This window comes from Leptothoe sp. EHU-05/26/07-4, assembly GCF_043421015.1.
GTDB lineage: Bacteria > Cyanobacteriota > Cyanobacteriia > Phormidesmidales > Phormidesmidaceae > Leptothoe > Leptothoe turfae.
Genome location: NZ_JAXSQV010000002.1, coordinates 291,883 through 314,448, shown reverse-complemented (window position 1 = coordinate 314,448; position 22,566 = coordinate 291,883). Strand labels below are relative to the sequence as shown.

Annotated in this window: 7 protein-coding genes; all 7 read left to right on the top strand. The window is 46.4% G+C overall.

What is annotated here, in order from left to right; translation table 11 throughout:
• Window positions 1–58 precede the first annotated feature (58 nt).
• The 7 genes from U2F10_RS03285 to U2F10_RS03255 all read left to right on the top strand — a co-directional run bounded on the left by U2F10_RS03285 (window position 59) and on the right by U2F10_RS03255 (window position 22,542).
• Window positions 59–5,908 carry a beta-ketoacyl synthase N-terminal-like domain-containing protein gene (locus tag U2F10_RS03285; protein ID WP_499870745.1) on the top strand — a complete coding sequence of 1,950 codons (5,850 nt, stop codon included), beginning with the start codon at window positions 59–61 and terminating at the stop codon, window positions 5,906–5,908.
• Between the two features lie 94 nt (window positions 5,909–6,002).
• Entirely contained in the window at window positions 6,003–6,887 is an 885-nt protein-coding gene (locus tag U2F10_RS03280; protein ID WP_499870744.1) for a 3-hydroxyacyl-CoA dehydrogenase family protein, read from the top strand.
• A gap of 72 nt (window positions 6,888–6,959) precedes the next feature.
• The gene (locus U2F10_RS03275) at window positions 6,960–7,211 is read left to right on the top strand and encodes an acyl carrier protein (protein WP_499870742.1); all 252 of its coding nucleotides are present in this window, start codon (window positions 6,960–6,962) and stop codon (window positions 7,209–7,211) included.
• A gap of 31 nt (window positions 7,212–7,242) precedes the next feature.
• On the top strand, window positions 7,243–10,701 hold the full coding sequence (locus U2F10_RS03270; protein WP_499870740.1) for a non-ribosomal peptide synthetase: 3,459 nt from the start codon (window positions 7,243–7,245) through the stop codon (window positions 10,699–10,701).
• Between the two features lie 74 nt (window positions 10,702–10,775).
• On the top strand, window positions 10,776–16,661 hold the full coding sequence (locus U2F10_RS03265) for an SDR family NAD(P)-dependent oxidoreductase (RefSeq protein WP_499870738.1): 5,886 nt from the start codon (window positions 10,776–10,778) through the stop codon (window positions 16,659–16,661).
• The gene (locus U2F10_RS03260) at window positions 16,658–21,028 is read left to right on the top strand and encodes an amino acid adenylation domain-containing protein (protein ID WP_499870736.1); all 4,371 of its coding nucleotides are present in this window, start codon (window positions 16,658–16,660) and stop codon (window positions 21,026–21,028) included. The genes U2F10_RS03265 and U2F10_RS03260 overlap by 4 nt, the downstream gene beginning before the upstream one ends.
• Entirely contained in the window at window positions 21,028–22,542 is a 1,515-nt protein-coding gene (locus tag U2F10_RS03255; protein WP_499870734.1) for a thioester reductase domain-containing protein, read from the top strand. Before U2F10_RS03260 ends, U2F10_RS03255 begins: the two co-directional genes overlap by 1 nt.
• Window positions 22,543–22,566 lie beyond the last annotated feature (24 nt).

Below are 22,566 nucleotides of genomic sequence, written 5' to 3'. Positions count from 1 at the left end.
GTCCCAAAGTGTAATAACTACAATCCGTATTATTCCATCTACCCCCATAAAAAATGCCATGGCAGTTGAACAAAATGGTTTAGAGGTCGCCGTCATCGGTTTGGCTGGTCGCTTTCCTGGTAGTCGTAACATTGAGGCTTTTTGGCAAAATTTGGTGGCAGGACGAGAATTTATCTCGATTTTTCCAGAAGACTCTTCAGCCGACTCAGTCAAGGCGGCGGCCATATTGGAGGATATCGATCTCTTTGACGCCTCTTTCTTTGGTATCAATCCTAGGGATGCTGAAATCATGGATCCCCAGCATCGCCTCTTTTTAGAATGTGCCTGGGAAGCGTTGGAAAATGCGGGCTACGATCCTGAACAGGAAATGACCACCATTGGTGTCTATGCGGGCGTTGGTAGAAGCACCTATCTGTTGTATAACCTGTTGCCGAACCATTTGCATCAAACGATGGGATATTTTCCCATCCTACTGGCCTCTGATAAAGACTACGCGCCTACACGTGTTTCCTACAAGTTAAATCTCAACGGTCCCAGCATAAGTGTTGGTACAGCCTGCTCCAGTTCACTGATAGCTGTAAATTTGGCCTATCAGAGCCTGCTCAGCGGAGAATGTGATATGGCCCTGGCAGCTGGGGTTTCCATCAAAGCACCACAAAATGCCATGACCCTATGTCCGGAGGGAGTTTCTCCTGATGGACATTGTTGGGCCTTTGATGCCCGTGCCAACGGTCCCGTTGGAGGTAATGGGGTGGGAATTGTTGTCCTCAAACGGTTGTCAGAAGCGTTGGCCGATGGAGATTATATCTACGCTGTGCTCAAGGGCATGTCTGCCAACAATGATGGAGCTGTCAAGGTGAGCTACACCGCTCCCAGCGAACTGGCTCAGTCGCGAGTTATTCAGTCTGCTCAACTAATGGCAGAAGTAGAGCCAGAAACTGTTACCTATGTGGAAACCCATGGCACTGGCACAAAGTTGGGGGATCCCATTGAAATTGCAGCGCTTACCCATGCATTTGCCACTGAAAAAAAGGGATATTGTGCCTTGGGTTCAGTTAAAACCAATATTGGTCATTTGGATGCTGCCGCAGGAATCACAGGGTTAATTAAAGCTGTGCTCTGTTTAGATCGGCAATGTATCCCTCCGAATGTTAATTTTGAGACACCTTCTCCCCAAATTGATTTTGACAATAGCCCTTTCTTTGTTAATACAACGTTATCGGAATGGAAAACCAATGGCACTCCTCGCCGTGCAGGGGTAAGTTCGTTTGGCTTTGGTGGAACCAATGCCCATGTGGTTTTGGAAGAGGCTCCTCAGAGTGCTTTGGTAGATCGGGAACAGTCGACTGGGGATGATAGTCCCTGGCAGTTACTACTTCTATCGGCTAAAACAGAGGCCGCTTTAGAGCAAAGTACAACAAATTTAATTCAGTATCTACAGCAGCATTCCCAGGTTGATCTAGCAGATGTTGCCTACACATTACAACGGGGTCGCCAGAACTTTTCCCATAAGAGAGCAGTGATAGCCCGGTCGGTCGAAGCTGCGATCGCAGCCTTACAGGATCCAAAACGCATCTTAACTACGGAACAAGCCATTCAAAAACGCCCGATTGCCTTCATGTTTACAGGCTTGGGCAGTCACTATGAAGACATGGCTAAAGAGCTGTATCACATTGAGCCTATCTTTGCCCAACAGGTCGACAACTGCTGCCAAATTTTAGAACCTCTCTTAGGGATAGATTTAAGAGAGATTATTTTTCCACCCCAAAGCGCTGAGTCCACAGATACATCTGCTGTCATCTCCGACGCTGCCGCTCAAGCGCCTAAACTTGATTTGCGTCAGATGCTGGGTCGCGATCGCCAGGCTGATGGCAAAGATACCAGTGTACTCAACCAAACTCACTTAACCCAACCTGCTATTTTTGTCATTGAATATGCCCTGGCAAAACTGTGGCAATCTTGGGAGATACACCCCAGCGCCATGGTGGGCTATAGCATTGGTGAGTATGTTGCTGCCACCCTTGCCGGCGTCTTATCTCTGGAAGAGGCCCTGACACTCGTAGCTAAACGGGCCGAGATGATTGCCCAACTGCCCCCCGGAGCCATGTTAGCAGTGCCGCTTTCAGCAGAAGCTGTACAGCCTCTACTGAATGAGAGACTATCCCTCTCGGCGGTGAATGGTGCAACTCAATGTGTAGTTGCCGGAGAACCAGACGCCATCGATCAACTACAAACGCAGTTAATTGAACAAGGACTGGCCTGTCGACGGTTACAGTCTTCCCATGCGTTCCATTCCCATATGATGGAAGCTATTGTGCCAGCATTTAGGACATTGGTTGCGGGGTTTAACCTGCAGCCCCCTAATATTCCCTACGTCTCTAACCTCACTGGAACCTGGATCACGCCAGACCAGGTTACAAATCCGGACTATTGGATACAGCATCTCTGCCAACCAGTGCGGTTTGCCGATCAAGTACAGGCACTATGGCAAGAGCAACAGCCAATTCTTTTGGAAATTGGGGCTGGACAAACCCTCAGTAGCCTCGCATTACAGTGTCTAGACCAAGTCACCACCACTGAAAAAATCGCCCTTGCCTCGCTGCGTAATGCCTATGAATCCCAATCAGATACGGCCTTTATTCTGAATACGGTGGCTCAACTCTGGCTAGCAGGCGTTGATATTGATTGGTCAGCTTTCTCAGCCCAGCACAAGCGCTACCGCATTCCCCTACCCACCTATCCATTTCAGCGTCAGCACTATTGGGTCGATGCTCCAGATGAGTCATCTATACAGTCACGATTAACTACGCCAGAATTTTGGTCATCGCTTGTATCCATGGCACAGAGCAAGGCGTTAGATGGTGTCCAAACGTTAGATAGCCATACTCATGCAAATTACAGACAGGCCCTTGATCGTCTCTGCACCGCCTATATGAATCAAGCCTGCAGGCAGCTAGGGGCATTTCAACAACCTACGCAAACTTACACCTTAGAGGCACTGTTCGAACAAACCAGGGTTATTCCCCGCTATCAGGAACTGTTAGCACGGTGGTTAGATGTGTTGGTTGCTCAGGGCTGTTTACAACGGGATGAATCGGGTCAATTTAGCCAATTAGAGCCTTTGGCACCTGAAACAATTAGTCATCGCTTAGCCGACGTTAAAGCCAAGTCTGCTGATGTAATCTCGTCAGAATGGATCGACGATATTTATCACATTTATGGCATGAATCTGCCAGTTATTCTTACGGGAGAACGACAGCCCCTAGAATTTCACTTCTCCATGCGGCTACAGGAAGCAGGGTATACCGTACCAGAGTACCCCTCAATGCCCTATTACGAGCCGATTCTAGTTTCTATCATCCAAACCATTGTGGATGCTCTACCGGCTAATAACAAACTGAGAATTTTAGAGCTAGGGGCGGGTACCGGTAGCGCTACCGAAAAGGTGTTGCCACTGTTGCCAGCCTCCCAAACTGACTATATGTTTACCGATGTTGGCAGCTTTTTCTTGAGTATTGCACAACAGAAATTTAGTCAGTATTCCTTTATTAATTACGGAGTCTTAGATGTTGAAAAAGCACCCCAGGAGCAAGGATATGCAGCCAATAGTTTTGATCTTTTGATTGCATTTAACGTCCTTCATGTTGCCCAGGATATAGATGCTACGGTGAAGTATGCGCGTTCATTACTGGCTCCTGGCGGTATACTCCTGTTGTGGGAAATTACAGAAGCTCGCTTAGAAGCTGACATCATGGATGGCGTCTTGATGCAGCCGATTGCTGATGCAACGGGGCAGCGTAATATGGGCGATCCTTACTTATCTAAACAACAGTGGAAAGACATATTAACTGTCCATGGGTTTGATAACGTTGAGGCCTTTTCAGAGTTTCCTGCGTTTGGTGAGCATATTTTAGTTGCCCAAGCATCGGCCCTAGCAACACCCTCTGCTCCTCCAGCCTTTAGTCAGCTTAAAGAAATTCCAGCTGTCTCTTCAGGTAAACAGCCTGTCTCCGATCAGAAGCAGCCAGACATGTCAGACTGGTTCTATACCCCTTCCTGGCAGCGATCACCCCTACCATCCTGGACACCTCAGACCAGTGCAGGGTGCTGGTTGGTGTTTATGGATGATTGTGAGTTAGGAGAGCAAATTATCCAGCAGTTGACACCGGAAGAGCATGAGGTGGTTGTCGTTAAAATTGGAGAAGGGTTTGCCAGGGATATTGACCACGACAAGCAGCACACCTATAGCATTAATCCACAGCGACCTGGGGACTATCAAACCCTTTTCAATGAGCTGTTGGCACTGAATTTATTACCTCAAAAAATCATCCATTTATGGTTGGTCAATGCAGAAAATGAGCACAAAGTTGCTGAGACCTTAGGATTTTACAGTCTGTTATTTATAGCACAGGCCCTGGGAGAACATAATCTCAAAGACACTCTGGAAATAAATATTGTCTCCAATAATTTACAAGGTCTAACCGGAACAGAAGATATTTGCCCAGAAAAGGCCTTAGTTTTAGGGCCTTGTCAGGTTATTCCGACCGAGTATCCTCACATCCAGTGCCGTTGTATTGACCTTGTGCTACCGACTACAAAGGGTTATCAACAACAGCAGTTGGTGGATCGGTTACTGATGGAATTTAATCATCCCATCTCCTCTACGCAAATGATTGCGTATCGCGGTTGTCATCGCTGGGTGCAAACCTTTGAATCGATGCATTTGGGGACAGTCAACAAGAAACAATCCAGGTTAAAAAAGAAAGGCGTTTATCTGATTACGGGTGGACTAGGAGGTGTGGGGCTAACATTAGCAACCTATCTAGCCGAAAACTTCCAGGCCAAACTGGTTCTAACAGGACGCTCATCTTTGCCAGAGCGTGATAATTGGTCAGATTGGTTAGCCACCCACGGGCAGCAGGAAAGTGTCAGCCTAAAAATTCGCCAAATTCAGCATCTAGAAAGCCTGGGTGCAGAAGTCATGGCTGTGGGTGCTGATGTTACCAATCTAGCGCAAATGCAAAAGGTCATTGAGCAGGCCTGTACCCAGTTTGGTCAAATTCAGGGGGTAATTCACGCTGCTTTTGTGCGCGGAGGCGGGATTATACAACTCAAGACTCAAGATGTTGTTGCTGTTGATATGGCACCTAAGGTAAAAGGCATTAGGGTATTGGAGCAGCTACTTAAAGATAACGAATTAGATTTTTGGATACTCTGCTCATCTTTGAGAACGTTAAAGCCCGAAGCTGGTCTAGTTGATTACAGTGCTGAAAATTTCTTCTTCGATAGTTTTGCCCATTACGGTGCCTATCGGTACGGCTGGTTTATCAGAAGTATTGATTGGGATGTTTGGCAGGGGATTGGCACAGCTGTGACGGTTCAGCAAGAGTATGAGGCAACTGCTGAGAAAGCATTCAGAATTGGTATGACACCTGCAGAAGGCGTAGCGATTTTTGAGCGCATTTTATCAAGTAGTACAGAGCCTCAAGTTATTGTTTCAACTCAAGATTTTCTAGCGGATACGGGTGAACAAGAGCTTGTCCCTTTAACACCCACCAATATTGAAACACTCAAACCCAAATATCAAAGACCTGCTGGTCTTAAAAATGTTTATGTTGCACCCAGCAGTGATTTAGAAAAGAAACTGGCTCAGAAGTTTCAAGAATTACTAGGTTTTGGTCAAGTGGGTATTCACGATAGCTTTTTTGCTCTGGGGGGTGATTCTCTCACTGGTAATATTTTAATCAATCAATTGCGCGATATTTTTCAGATTGAGATACCAGTTCGCAGCCTGTTTGAGTGTCCTACTGTATCTGAATTAACTGTTTTGATTGAAAATATACTCATTCAGGAATTAGAAGCTTTAGATGAGCAAGAAGCCGAGCAACTTGCTGCCAAAGAAGATTGAGCTGCTCTAAACGAAAATCACAGTTCATGGAATAATTTCTCATTTATATCTGCATCACTACTTTTTGTCTGCACTTAGTTCTGGAATGACAGTCATGGAAATTAAATCAGTTGGTGTTATTGGTGCTGGTACAATGGGCATTGGTCTGGCCCAAAGCCTGGCTCAAACAGGTCACCAGGTTACGTTACTTGATATTTCTGATCGGATTTTAAAGCGAGCCGAGCTTGAGATACGAAAAAATCTCCGACTACAGAGCTTTTTCTCAGAGTCTACTCGTCAATCTGATACTAAGTTGAGTACATCAGATGTTTTAAATCAGGTTCACTTTTCTACAGATTATCAGCAGCTAGAAAGGGTTGAATTTGTTGTCGAAAATGCGACTGAGAAATGGGATATCAAGCAATCTATTTATCACAAAATAGATTCTATTTGTCCTCCCGAGGCTATTTTTGCTGCCAATACATCAGCTATTTCCATCACTCGATTTGGTTCAGTCACTCAGCGACCAGAGAGAGTTATTGGCATGCATTTCATGAATCCTGTCCCGATTAAACCTATGGTAGAGGTTATTCGAGGTTATCATACCGCCGAAACAACTATCCAAAGTGCCCAGACACTGCTGCATCAGATGGGAAAAGACTCAATTGTGGTCAATGATGCGCCTGGATTTGTAACCAATCGAGTCATGATGTTGACCATCAACGAAGCCATTTTTATCTTGCAGGATCAAGTTGCTACTGTTTCAGAAATTGATCGCTTATTTAAGGGATGTTTTGGCCATAAGATGGGACCATTAGAGACAGCAGACCTCATTGGGCTAGATACGATTCTCTATTCCATTGAGGTTTTGTATGAGAGCTTTAATGATGATAAATATCGCCCCTGTCCATTGCTAAAAAAAATGGTGGATGCTGGATTACATGGTTGTAAAAGTAATCGAGGGTTCTACACCTATGTGAAAGGTCAAAAGATGAGTTGACTGATTATTCAGCAAGATATTGGGTTTTTCAGTTAAGTATTCAGACTGTTGTTATTGAGCTAAGTTAGAAAAATGAAGGAAATAAAAGAAAAGCTCTATGGATTTCTCTCGGAGCACTTTCAGGACTATCAATTACAGGAAGATGAAGACATTTTTGCAACTGGTTTTATTAACTCCATGTTTGCAATGCAGCTAGTTCTCTTTATTGAGAAAGAGTTTCAATTAACTGTCAAAGATGAGGAACTTGATTTTGAGAATTTCAGAACAGTCAACGCGATGATCCAGTTGATTGAGCGTAAAACTAGTCTCCCAGTAGGTCATTAAGATTTTGATGCGTTTTCTATAGGTGGTCTACATGTCTTTAAGAGAAAAAAATGTTGCCAAGAAGTCTCAATTGTCTCTGGCTAAACAGCAACTCCTTGAGAGACGGTTGCGAGGGGAAAGTGGCTCTTCTGAGCAAAGATTCCCTATCATCGTGCCCGGTTTAGAGCAGCGCTATCATCCCTTTCCACTTACAGACATTCAGCAAGCCTATTGGATAGGTCGTCAGGGTGGACTGGAGTTAGGCAATATCTCAACCCATGGCTACTTTGAAATTGAAACGGATGGGATTACGCCAGCCCAGCTCAATGAAGCATGGCAGCAGTTAATTCAACGTCACGAAATGTTGCGTATGATCATCCGTCAGGATGGACAACAGCAAATTCTCTCGGAGGTTCCCGACTACCAAATTCAGGTAACTGATTTACGGGGAGCAAGTGCTTCAGCACTTGCTCTGAAATCAGAGAGCATTCGCCAGCAGATGTCCCATCAGATTTTTCCGCTGGAACAATGGCCTCTGTTTGAAATTCAAGCTATTTATCTCAACCCTGATCAGGTTAGATTTTGCTTTAGCCTTGATGTTCTCATCGGTGATGCTTGGAGTTGTGAGTTGCTCTTGGCTGAATTGGCAGATTTAGTTAGAGTTCCTGGACGTTCGCTACCACCTCTGACGTTGTCTTTCCGAGATTATGTGCTAGCTGAGCTGGAATTTCATAGGTTTCCGCTTTATCAACGTTCAAAAGATTATTGGAAAAAGCGTCTAACAACGTTACCCCCAGCCCCAGAACTTCCCCTACAGAAAAGTCTTTCATCCGTTGATTCGCCTCACTTTATGCGACGTGAAAAGCAGATGGATGCAACAACCTGGCGACGTCTGAAGCAACGGGCTCATCATGCAAACTTAACGCCTTCTGGCATTTTACTGGCAGCGTTTGCAGAAATTTTGACTCTTTGGAGTAAAAACCCTAAGTTTACTCTTAATCTAACCCTTTATAACCGCTTACCTTTACATCCTGATGTTGATAAAATCGTAGGAGATTTTACTTCAGTCACGTTACTATCGGTAGATAATACGTCATCGGCATCGTTTGAAACCCGTGCCAAACGGATTCAAGAACAGTTTTGGGATGACTTAGATCACAGTTACTATAGTGGAGTCAAGGTTATACGGGAGTTAGCCAGAATTCAAAACCGCCCGGCTGAAGCCTTAACCCCTGTTATTTTTACCAGTACGCTGACCAACGAAAGTTTAAGTCGAGAACAGTCTGTAGTTAGCTCATCTGATAATTTACCTGACAACCTCAATACCTATGTAGATACAACCTACAATCGAGATATGCTTAAGGGCATGGGTAAGATGACTTATATGATCACCCAAACGCCCCAGGTTTATCTTGATCATCAAGTTTTTTTCAATCCATCTGGAGAACTGTTTCTTAATTGGGACTGTGTTGAAGAGTTATTCCCTGAGGGTGTTTTAGATGATATGTTTGCCGCTTATGGCAACCTCTTAGAGAGATTAGCAACGGAGGAAGCGGTTTGGCAGGCGACAAGTCCTGGGCTTTTACCCAAAACTCAAGTAGATCAAATTGCTGCGATTAATCAAACCGAGAGCTCTCTGGGGGAAGATAGGGGTCGATGTCTACATGGTTTGTTTTTTGAGCGGGTGGCTAACCAGCCCGACCAGCCTGCGGTGATTGCTAGCGATCGCACCTTGACCTATCAAGAACTTAGCAATTGCGCCCAACAGCTCGGTCAACAACTCCGCCGCTTAGGAGCACAGCCAAACCATCTGGTAGCGGTAGTCATGGCAAAAGGGTGGGAACAAATTGTCGCGGTATTGGGAATTTTAACCTCTGGAGCGGCCTATGTACCCATTGATCCAAATTTACCCCAAGAACGCCGCTGGCATCTCCTGGAACAAGGTAACATTGATCTGGTGCTGACCCAGACTGAGTGGGAGCAGACTCTTCAATGGCCAACAAGGACCACTCGTATTTGTGTCGATACCCTGAAGTATGAACGCCCAGAGGCCCCCCTGGAATTTGTCCAGCGCCCTGAAGATATTGCTTACGTCATTTACACGTCTGGGTCCACAGGATTACCTAAAGGTGTAACCATTGACCATCAAGGTGTGGTGAATACTGTTTTAGACATTAATCAGCGGTTTGGAGTGAGTCAACGCGATCGCACGTTCGCCCTATCATCCCTCAGTTTTGACCTATCCGTCTACGATATCTTTGGTACGTTGGCTGCGGGTGGCACACTGGTGTTACCTAAGGCCGAGGCCAATCGCGACCCAGCCCACTGGCTCGAGCTGATAATCCAGCATCAGGTCACCCTTTGGAATTCGGTACCTGCATTGATGCAGATGTTAATCGAATATGCAGCTGCCGCATCAACACCGATTCAGGCAGTCCTACGATTGGTCTTACTCAGTGGCGATTGGCTACCTCTGAAATTACCAGAACAGATTAGAACAACCTTTACAGAGGCCCAGGTCATTAGTTTAGGGGGCGCTACAGAAGCCTCCATCTGGTCCATTCTTTATCCTATTAACCAAGTTTCCCCTGAGTGGAAAAGTGTTCCCTATGGATACCCCATGGCCAATCAGCGCATGTATGTGCTCGATCACGCTCTAAACACCTGTCCTCTTTTTGTTCCAGGACAGCTCTACATTGGCGGTGTCGGGTTAGCCAAGGGGTACTGGCATAATCCCACCAAAACCGACGCTAGTTTTATCCACCATCCCCAAACGGGAGAGCGGCTTTACTGCACTGGTGACATCGGTCGCTATCTGCCAGATGGGGTGATTGAGTTTTTAGGAAGGGAAGACTTCCAAGTCAAGATCAACGGTCATCGCATCGAACTGGGAGAAATTGAAGCCACCCTAGTCCAACATCCAGCTATTGACGCTGCCGTTGTCACAGCTATAGAGGAGCGACCAGGAGTAAAGCGGCTTGTGGCTTATCCCGTAACGGCTCAGTCAGCAAAGACAGAATCCCAGCTGACTCCAGAGCTACGAAAGCTCCTAGCTGAAAAACTGCCAGCATACATGGTGCCATCAACCTTTATCTTTTTAGATAGCTTACCCCTAACGGCCAATGGTAAAGTTGACCGACGCCAATTACCTCAGCCTGATCTAAGTGAATCACCTTTAAAGCAAGCATATGTTGCCCCCACCGATGAGATTGAAAAACAACTCAGCGATATCATCCAAACCATATTGAAGATTCCCCAAGTTGGTATTTACGATAACTTTTTTGATCTGGGTGGAAACTCCGTTCACTTGGTTCAAACCCATATCAAGATACGGGAAATTCTTAACCAAGACATTCCTTTGATAGAAATGTTTCGGTATCCCACTGTCCAAGCATTATCTCAATACTTCTGCCGTCCATCCAACAATAACAACGTTGGCCATCGGCAACTCACCAGAGCTAAACATCGTAAACAGTTACAACAGCGTCGTCAGACAAAACGTAGACGCTAATATCAGCCATCTGCTTCAGCCAACCTGCTTCAGCTTTCAGAGTCAGCATCTCAGATAAATAGTCAGAGAATCTTATGGTAGACCTTAACATCGAGCCAGACAATCTTAATACGGCTAATGCCATCGCTATCATTGGCATGGCAGGACATTTTCCAGGTGCAAATAGTCTCGAACAGTTTTGGCAAAACTTGGTGGATGGAGTGGAATCCATCACCTTCTTTGACAAACAGGATTCGGCAGAAATGCACATCGATCCGGGGGTTTTAGAACACCCAGACTATGTCGGAGCTGAACCGCTGTTAGAGGGACTTGATCAGTTTGATGCCTCATTTTTTAGTTTTAATCCCAAACAGGCAGAAGTGCTCTGTCCAGAAGTCCGCCTGATGTTGGAATGTGCTTGGGAAGCCTTGGAAAACGCAGGTTATGCCGGTGGCGATGGTCCAGGGTCAGTGGGTGTTTTTGCAGGCAGTAATGTCAGTAATTATCTCGCAGCGGTTAACCACAGTAAGATAATTCCAATGACCCTGAGTGGGTTGGAAACCTATTTAGGCAATGACCTAAATTACTTAGCCACCCAAATTTCTTACCACTTGAACCTCAAGGGACCCAGCTTGATGGTTCAGTCTGCCTGCTCCACTGCGCTGGTGGCCATTCATGTGGCCAACCAAAGTTTACTTAACGGTGAATGTGATATGGCCCTAGCCGGGGCCGTGAATTTAATGTTGCCCCAAGGAAGAGGCTACGTATACCAGGAGGGAGGGATTTTCTCGTCGGATGGACATTGCAAAGCCTTTGGAGCAGACTCCCAAGGAACTTTGCCTGGCAGTGGATTGGGTCTGGTTGTGCTGAAACGGTTAGAAGATGCTTTAGCGGATGGAGATACCATCCGAGCCGTGATTCGAGGCTCAGCCATTAACAACGATGGTGCCGTAAAGGTCGGTTACACGGCTCCCAGTATCGATGGCCAGGCTGCCGTCGTTGCCGAAGCGTTGGAGATGGCTGAGGTTGCCCCTGAAACGATTACCTACATTGAGGCCCACGGTACTGGAACGACGCTTGGAGATCCGATTGAAATTCAATCCTTAAGCGATGTGTTTCGGGCCAGCACTCAGAAAAAAGGGTTTTGTAGCATCGGCTCTGTCAAAAGTAATCTTGGCCATCTAGGGGTGGCAGCTGGTATGCCCAGTGTTATTAAAACAGTGTTAGCACTGGAAAATCAGGTAATTCCCCCCAGTCTTCACTGCCAACAAACCAATCCTAAAATAGATTTTGCCAACAGTCCTTTTTATGTTGCTCATCAGTTAACCCCCTGGACCAGGAATGGCACGCCCCGGCGAGCGGGAGTGAGTTCCCTGGGGGTGGGCGGCACCAATGTGCATTTGGTGATTGAAGAAGCACCGTCCCAAGTCCATAGCAAGACGATGGCCGATAGTGTTACTAACAGCGTCGCTGACCGACCTTATCAGACATTAGCACTATCGGCTAAAACCGAAACTGCACTGGAACAAGCAACCCTCAATTTAGCCAATTATTTAGCGGCGAATCCTCAACTCAACCTCACCGATGTAGCCCATACTCTACAGGTGGGCCGTCGTGGATTTAAGCACCGTCGCTGGCTAACCTGCCAGAGTTTGGATGAGGCTGTTGCGGCTTTGAGGAATCCGACAGCGCCCCCAGTTCTCACCGGAAGCAGAAAACTTCAGTCTCCTGGGGTCGTCTTTATGTTTTCTGGGCAAGGCGCTCAGTATATCAACATGGCTCGGGATCTTTACGAGTCTGAGGCTCAATTCAGAGAATCGATTGATCACTGTTCAACTCTCTTAAAGCCCCACCTCAACGTAGACTTACGATCCATTCTTTATCCTGAACCTGACTGTCGAGAAACCGCTAAAGCACAACTACAGCAAACGGCGATAGCGCAACCGGCTCTGTTTGTCGTTGAATATGCCCTGGCCCAACTCTGGATGACTTGGGGGATTCAGCCCAAGGCCATGGTGGGTCACAGCATTGGTGAATATGTTGCGGCTACCCTGGCAGAAGTCTTTACCCTTGAGGAAGCCCTAGCACTTGTAGTGGCGCGGGGGCAGTTAATGCAACAACAACCCAATGGCAGCATGTTATCCGTGCCATTGAGTGCTGAAGAGAGTGCAGTGTTTATGACCGATGAGAGTCTGGTCATTGCGGTTGTGAATGGCGTCAATACCTGTGTTGTTTCAGGGTCTACAGAGGCGATTGATGCATTGGCACAAACCTTGGAAACTCAGGGAATTCAGAGTCGTCGGTTACATACCTCCCATGGGTTCCACTCACCCATGATGGCTGGCATAGTTGAACCATTTTTAGAGCATCTCCAAAAGGTCACATTCCATGCACCTCAGATTCCTTATTTATCAAATGTAACGGGAACTTGGATCACTGAGGCTGAAGCCACGGACCCTCAGTATTGGGCAAACCATGTTAGACAAACAGTACAGTTTGGAGAGAATCTGCAACACCTTTGTCAGAATCCCCATCAGATTCTATTGGAAGTGGGCCCCGGTCGTACATTAAGTAAATTAGCGAAGCAGCATCCTGAAAAACAAGCAGGACAATTAGTCCTAACAACCGTGCGCCACCCTCAGGAAAATTATCACGATGTTTCCTTTTTATTGCAAACCTTAGGTAAACTCTGGCTTTCCGGTGTGGAGATTGACTGGGCCAGCTTTTATGCTGACCAACAGCGTTACCGGGTACCATTGCCTACATATCCTTTTGAACGCAAACGATATTGGTTGACTGACAGCACAAATAATGCGGCTACGTTGAGTGCTACTAAGCTCCGTTCCCCTACTACAGAGGAGCTATGGCAGCCATTGACCGCAGCGATGGTAGATCAGGCAAACCAGGGCATCTCTCAATTTGATCGGGAGGTTTATGTTGAGAATCTTCCCTCTATGGAGCAGGTATGTCTCTCCTATTTGAATCTTGCATTTCAATCCTTGGGGTTTTGGCAAGATACGGCTCGGACATACTCATTTGACGAGCTGGTTGCTGAGGGTCAAATTGCCCCCCGTTATCAACAATTATTTTGCCGCTGGCTGGATGTTCTAGTTGAGCGAGGACACCTTCAACAGGTTGATGGGCAATATTGTCAGTTTATGCCAGAGGCTAAAAATAGCCTAGGTGATATTTTAGATACCTTTAAAGCCCGGTGGATTAAATTTCCCCAGATGGTCGACTTAGCTCAACAATGTGGCAACAATCTATCAGCGATCATCACTGGGCAAAAAGATCCCCTTGAAATTTTTAATTCCCTAGTCTATCAGCAAGGCAAGGCATCCAATCCAGAAATGCCTCTGTTTGCCTACTACAGTGCAGTTATGCGGGCAAGTTTAGAACAAATTGTTACTCAATTATCTGATAACCCCCAGTTAAGAGTTTTGGAAGTGGGTGGAGGACAGGGGCTAGCAACCACCGATTTGTTGCCCATTTTGCCACCTGAGCGTAGCCAGTATACCTTCACGGATATTGGTCAATGGTTTTTAAACCAGGCAAAGAAGAAGTTTAATGACTATCCGTTTGTTAACTATAAACTGCTGAACATTGAAACGGCTCCTGAATCCCAGGGATATGAGCGCCATAGCTTTGATGTTATCATTGCGGCCAATGTTCTCCATGTGGCAAAGAATCTGGAAAACACCCTGGATTATATACATTCTCTGTTAGCACCAGGGGGAATTTTGCTGCTTTGGGAAATCACGACTCCGCTGTTGTTCTTTGATATTACCTCTGGTTTGCTGATGAATCCCTTGGAGGACAATCAGCGTAGTCGCGGCAATCCGTTTTTAAGCAGTCAACAGTGGCAGGAAACGCTAACCAACCATGGTTTTGCTCAGGTGAGTGCCCAGCCTGAGTCCGATGCTCTAGGGCAGCATATCATTGTGGCTAGGACTGAACTAACAGAAGGGGGGTCACAACCGGCTGCGTTTACTGTGGTCAACAGACCTGAAACAACTGCGACTGTCACACCGGTAACTAGGGGCCAGGTGACGGATAAAAAGCCCCATGTTTCTGATTGGTTCTATGGTCCATCCTGGTCGCGATTGCATCTCCTTCCTCCCCCAAGTCCAGCTGACCAAAAGCCTTCTGAACGCTGGTTAATTTTCAAGGATGATAGGGGCATTAGCGACCAAATTATCTCCCAACTCAATCAGCGAGGCGATGAAATCATTCTCGTCCAGCCAGGAAATACATTTCAGGTTGAAGTCACCCAAGACAGTCATTGCATTATTCTCAATCCCCGCTCTCAGGCAGACTACCAGTCTCTGTTCCAGATGCTGGAACAGGCCCAGTTAATGCCCACCAAAGTACTACACAGCTGGCAGTTGACCCCTCCTACCCCGCTTGATTGGCCCAGGACTGAGCAAGCCCAATATCTGGGTTTCTACAGTTTATTATTTATGGCCCAGGCCCTCCCAAAAGAAACACTTTCCAAGTCATTCCCAATCTCGGTGCTTTCCCATGGTCTCCATGAAGTAATTGGCACTGAGGTAGTCCTCCCTGAAAAAACAACCGTCCTGGGACCGATCAAGACGATTCCCCAAGAAGTCCCCAATGTCTATTGTCGCAGTATTGACTTATCAGAATCTGAGGTCAATGCTCACGCCAACGATTCACTAATTTCAAATTTGATTGCTGAGCTGGATAGTCCAATTCTTGATCCCATTGTGGCCTATCGCCATGGACACAGATGGGTTGAAGCACATACACCCTTATCTTTAGAATCATCCACTGAAGAGCAGACATTCCCCTTAACATCCCAGGGAGTTTATTTAATTGTGGGGGGTTTAGGTAGTTTAGGGTTAGTCATTGCCGAGTACTTAGCTGAAACTGTCCAAGCCAAGCTTGTGTTAACCGGACGATCGCAGTTCCCAGCACGGGAACAGTGGGCCGAATGGCTAAAAAATCATAGTGAACAAGAACCGACATCTCGTAAGATTTTGCAATTGCAAAACCTTGAGACATTAGGGTCCGAGATTCTGGTGGCCCAGGCGGATGTCGCTGATCTGGAAGCCATGGCTGCCGCCGTCAATAGCGCTGAAACTCGTTTTGGCAAACTGAACGGGGTGATTCATGCCGCGGCCACCGACCCCCTAGAGATCTATCGCCCTGTTGCTGAGGCCACTGAAACAGACTGTCAACAGCAGTTTCGTGTTAAAGTTCAAGGGGTACTAGTCCTTGACACTGTTCTACAGAACAAACCCCTAGATTTTTGTCTCTTAATTTCTTCATTGGCATCACTGTTTGGTGGAGTTGGCCTCACGGCATATTCAGCAGCCAATATATTTTTAGATCACTTTGTCCAACAGAATCGCCAAACACACTTTCCCTGGCTCAGCGTTAACTGGGATGGGAGAGTGCCGAGCCAGTCAACTAGTGGCACGGTGAGCGGTGAACTCACGGTTACCCCAGCGGAAGATATTAAAATCCTTAAAACTGTTTTGGCTAGCCCAGGACTCAAGCGGGCTGTGATTTCTACCAGAAGTCTACAGCCTAGACTTGATCACTGGATGCGTAAGCAAGCTTTGTTAAAAGACTTACCGGACACTTCTCTATCGACCTCGGTAGCATCGAGTCAGAACACCCAGCTGTATTCTAGACCCGACTTGGAAGCCGTTTACCGAGAACCAAGTACTGAGACTGAGAAAAAACTGGTGCCAATTTGGCAAAATGTCATGGGTGTTACGCGAGTAGGCATTGACGATAATTTCTTTGAATTGGGGGGAGATTCCCTCGTAGGTATTCAAGTCATTTCCCAGATTCGACAAACATTTCAAATTGATCTGCCCATGACCATCTTATTCGAGGCCCTGACTGTAGCAGGGATTGCAGAATATCTGGATACGACCTATCGAAATACTCCCGCCTCAGCAACAGACCTCAGTAATGATAGTAATGCTCGGGAGGACATTGAGCTATGAAATCTGCCCCACAGTCTGCCCCACAGTCTGCGATACAGCCTACGACACAGTCAATTGCTAAATTTTTAGATGATCTGAGAACGCAGGATATTCAACTCTATGTTCAGGATGGCCGCTTGCGGTGTAATGCACCCAAAGGTAGTCTGACGGACTCATTGCGACAGTCTATTACCGAACGAAAAGCAGAAATTATCGAATTTATACAGCAACCAGGTGATGAAGACTCAGGCGATCAGCCGAACTTAAATGAGATTTATCAACCCCTACCGCAAATTGTTACCAACGCAGCGGAGCGCTATCAATCCTTTCCATTAACAGAAATCCAACAGGCCTATTTGATTGGCCGGGACGATAGCTTTGATCTCAGTAATGTGTCTACCCATGTTTATGCTGAGATTGATGTGGTGGATTTAGACCTGAAGAAATTTGAGCAAGCCTGGCAATATCTGATCCAAAAGCATGAAATGATGCGGGCGGTGATGAATGCAGATGGCTATCAGCAAATTTTAGAACAGGTCCCTGATTACCAGATAGACACGCTGGACTTACGTACGGCAGCATCAGAGGTGGCGCATGAACAGTTGATGGCATTACGGGAGTGCCTTTCGCATCAGTTACTTCCCACTGACACATGGCCCTTATTTGAGGTGAGAGCAGCGCTTTTAGACACTACCAAAACCCGGTTGTTTATCAGCATTGACTTGTTAATTGCCGATGCTTGGAGTTTGGAGCTGATTATACGAGAACTGGTGGACTATCTCCATAACCCCCAGCCCTCTCAAGCAGCAATGGAGTTGTCTTTCCGAGATTATGTTTTAGCAGAGATTGCCTTAAAAACATCAGCTGTGTATCAGCGATCGCAAACCTACTGGCAAAATCGGGTTGCCACCCTGCCCCCATCACCAGAATTACCGTTGGGAACCAATTTGGGATCTATCAAGCAGCCCAAATTTGTCCATCGCACCCGGAGAATTTCTCCAGAACAGTGGAAACAACTTCGACAAAGAGGATTCCAAGCAAACCTAACCCCTTCTGCCATTATCCTTGCCGCCTTTAGCGAAGTCTTATCAGCCTGGAGTAAACAACCGCGATTTACCCTTAATATTACCCTGTTCCGACGACTTCCCCTACATCAAGATATTAACCGTTTGGTAGGGGACTTTACCTCACTAGATTTATTGGCCATTGATAATTCAAGTCTGGCCGCTTTTGTCACCCGCGCTAAGGCCATTCAGAAACAACTTTGGCAAGATCTGGATCATCGCTATGTGAGCGGCATGAAGGTTTTACGGGATATTGCCCATGCCCAACAGCGGTACTCCGGTGCCCTGATGCCGGTTGTTTACACCAGTACCCTCACCAACGATAGTCTAAATCGTGATCGCTTTGCCAACAGCTCCAACACCGAAAGTGCCTCAATTTATGAACTTGGAGAGGTTGTTTACAGTCTTAGCCAAACACCTCAAATTTATCTGGATCACCAGGTGCTTGAGGAACAAGGAGCCCTGATTCTTAATTGGGATGCAGTTGACGAAGTCTTCCCTCCCGGATTGTTAGACGATATGTTTCAGGCCTATGGTGATTTTGTCGAGGCGCTTGCCACCGAGGAAAGCTTATGGCAAGCTGATCCGCGTCAGCTGATGCAACGGCTGTTTCCACCCCAGCAGGCTGCTCAAATTGCCATGGTCAACGCCACTGAGCAACCGTTGTTAAGCTCTCAAATAGACGGTCCTCAAACAAGCAGTCCTCAAACAGACAATCTCCAGTCTTTCCTCCATGGTTTAGTCCTTAGGCGTTTACAGACATCAGCCACAGATATTGCTGTGGTTGCAGGAGACATTACCCTGACCTATGGGGAGTTAGGAAAGCGTGCCTACAGTCTGGGAATACAGCTGCGTCACCTAGAGGTTCTTCCTAATCAGCTAGTGGCTGTGGTGATGAAAAAAGGGTGGGAACAAGTGGTTGCCGTCCTCGCTGTTCTGGTTTCTGGTGCAGCCTATGTGCCCATTGATCCCAATTGGCCCCAGGTAAGACGTCAGCAGATCTTAAAACAAGGGGCAGTCAACATTGTTCTCACTCAACCAGAGTTAGATTCACAATTAGATTGGCCAGATGATGTGCAACGAATTGTTATTAGTCGAGATGAGGTCAATCAAACTGAAGAGCACCTGTCTGGTAGTGATGCTGAAATTAGTCAATTCCAGCCCGTTCAAACTCCCAACGATCTTGCCTATGTGATCTACACGTCTGGCTCTACAGGTATCCCTAAAGGGGTTGCCATTGAGCATCGTGCTGTTGTTAACACAATTCTCGATATTAATCAGCGGTTTCAAATTAGTTCTAAGGACCGAACTCTGGCCATTTCTTCCCTCAGCTTTGATCTGTCGGTCTACGACATTTTTGGTACCTTAGCAGCGGGAGGCACATTGGTGGTGCCTGATGCTGCCGACAGCAAAGAACCGACCCACTGGGCAACATTAATCAAGCAGCATCAGATCACTTTGTGGAACTCCGTACCCGCCTTGATGCAAATGCTGGTGGAATACAGTGAATTTCATCCAGAAGTCACCTTAAATTCCCTACGCCTTGTACTACTCAGCGGAGATTGGATTCCCTTAAAGTTACCGGATCAGATTAAGGCCCTCAGCCCTGCGGCAGAGGTGGTAAGTTTAGGCGGTGCCACTGAGGTTTCCATCTGGTCCATTCTCCAGGTCATTAATCAGGTGGATCCTAATGGGAAAAGTATTCCCTATGGGAAACCTATGGCGAACCAACAGTTTCATATCTTGAATGAACATTTGGCTCCATGTCCCGTGTGGGTACCCGGTAATTTATACATTGGTGGGGTAGGGTTGGCCAGGGAATATTGGCGCAATTCAGAAAAAACAAGTCAAAGCTTTATCCACCATCCGGTTACAGGTGAACGGCTTTACCATACTGGAGATTTAGGATATTACCTTCCCGATGGTGCCATCATGTTTTTGGGACGGGCGGATTCCCAGGTTAAAGTACAGGGCTACCGAATTGAGTTGGGAGAAATCGAAACAGCTTTAGAACAGCTCACCGCTGTCAAGCAAGGGGTTGTCTTACTCAAGGGAGATGCTCAAGAAACTAAACGACTAGTGGCCTATGTTGTTTTAGAACAGCCAACACTGACGCCAGACCACTTAAAGCAACAGCTACTAGAGCTACTGCCAGATTATATGGTGCCGTCAACCTTCGTCTTTTTGGAAACCTTACCTCTGACAGCTAATGGCAAGGTTGATCGAAACCATCTGCCCGAACCTCAACAGACTTCTGTGGCATCGAGCCAACTCTCAACATCTAAAGATGTTGCTGATGCAGCTCTTACTCAACAAATTGCCCAACTGATAGCTAATGTGCTCAATGTTGATACTATCGAACCTAATGCTAATTTGCTAGATCTGGGTGCTAATTCCATCGATATTGCTAGAATTGCTAATCTCATGGAGGAGCAGTTCCAATATCGGTTACAGATTAAGGATCTATATAGTCTCTCCACCGTAGGGGCGTTGGCCAAAAACTATGACGATCGGTTAGTTAGGGAAACAACGCCGCAGTCTGCACCTCAATCAGTCGACAATGGTGCTCTCGCAGGCAATTTTAAGATGATCTTTGATCCAGAAGAGCGTCAACAGTTTAAGCATCTACGGCGTGGACTGCGACAAGACTCTTGGGAGAGTGTAAAGCTAGTGGCCCCAGCATTAGATGATACGCTCAAACAAACCTATCTCAGCCGCTACAGTTGTAGAACCTTTAGTTCAGACCCACTACCGTTTGAACGATTCAGCCTTTTTTTGAGTAATTGGCAACAGTTATTAGTTAATGGTCAGCCTAAGTTGCGCTATGGGTCTGCCGGTGGGCTTTATCCTGTCCAGGCCTACCTTTACATTAAACCCGAGCGCATCTCTGGTCTGAAAGCAGGTACCTACTATTATCATCCCCTGGAGCACCAATTAAAGATCATTACGCCAGACGCCGAAATTGACCGAAGCTTGTATGCCTTCAACAATCAGAAGATATTTGATCAAAGTGCATTCTCTATCTTTTTGGTGGGCCAGTTAGCTGCGATTGCACCCATGTACGGCGAATTAAGTCGAGATTTTTGCCTGTTGGAAGCCGGATTGATGAGTCAGCAGCTGGAGCTAGCTGCGCCTGCCCATGAAATGGGCCTTTGTCAGATCGGCAGCTGTGATTTTGAAACGGTCCGACATTTGTTTGCTCTCGATGAACACCATATCTATTTGTATTGCCTGCTAGGGGGTGCTCTCAATCAGCAGGCAATGCCGACAGTGGATCTGAGTTCTGTAACTACCCATGATGCCTGGGAGGAAGGCACATTATAATGGCTAACCATAATCCTGATATTCCTAACCTGTTACAACGATTTTCCCAAATCGGCATAACATTGTGGTGTGACAATGGCCAACTACGGTTTCGGGGGCCTAAAGGTGCGTTGACACCTGACTTAAAAGCAGAGTTACAACAACATAAACAAGCTATCTTAGCTTTCTTCGGACAAGGCTCAGTTGACACGTCACCGTCCTCACCCTTAAATTTATCCAGTTTTTATCAGAAACCAACCCTGGCTAGCCTCAATCAGGTGATTGCCAATGCTTTAGAGAATAAAGGGACTGAGGGAAATGCGATCGCAACAGCTACCACCACTGAACAGCTACTTCAGGAGGCCATGGCACAGCTGAAAGATATCCCTGATTCCATTCACTTTGTTCCTGCTCAAAAAGAGCCGATGGCCATTTTCTTAACTGGAGCAACAGGATTCCTAGGTACCTACTTACTCAATGATCTCCTGGAACAAACCCAGGCCACCATCTATTGTTTAGTACGCGCACCCAACCTCAACACTGGGCAAGAACGCCTCCAAACCAAACTTAAGGCCTATGGACTTTGGCAAGAAACACAAGGGACCAGAATCATTCCTGTGCTTGGAGATCTGGCAGAACCCTTACTAGGTCTATCTTTAGATCAATTTCAACAGCTTGCATATGCTATCGATATTATTTATCACAATGGAGCCTTAGTTAATTTTGTTTATCCCTATATGGCTCTAAAAGCTACCAATGTTAACGGCACTCGCGAGATTCTAAAATTAGCCACTACCCATAAAATCAAACCTCTCCATTATGTTTCTAGCATTGGTGTATTTTTGTCTTCTCACTTAGCTACCGATCACGTCATATATGAGCAAGACTCCCTTGATCATGGAGGAACCCTCTATGGAGGATATAGCCAAAGCAAATGGGTGGCCGAAAAACTGGTGTCTTTGGCCAGTGAGCGGGGTTTACCCGTTTCTATTTATCGACCCGGTACTATTACAGGCCATAGCCAAACTGGAGTTTGTAGCACACAAGATTGGCTATCCCTGACGCTCAAAAGTGCTGTTCTCCTAAAAGCACTGCCAGCGATTGATACAGTTCTTGAAATGACCCCAGTGGACTATGTCAGTCAAGGTATTATTTACTTATCTAGGCAGCCCTCCTCTCTCCACCAATGTTTCCACTTAGTTAATCCTTATCCCTGCCATTGGCACCAGTTAACAGATTTCTTAAGCAACTTTGGCTATCAGATTCAGTTAGTTGCTTTTGAACAGTGGGCGCAACAGGTTGAAACCTACACTACCGAATCATCGAGTTCCATTGCCAATATACTCCCCATACTCCAAGCCCATGGCAGTAGTAGTAACCAGGTCAAATTTAACTCTGAAAATGCTGTGCATGCACTTGCTAAAGCTCAAATTAGCTGTCCCCCTGTGAGCTCCCAGCTATTACATCCGCAATTATCTTATTTTATTCACCATGACTTCTTACCAGCACCACCTGCAAGAATTTCAGTGAATTAAGCAGATCAACAATATCTAGTATTG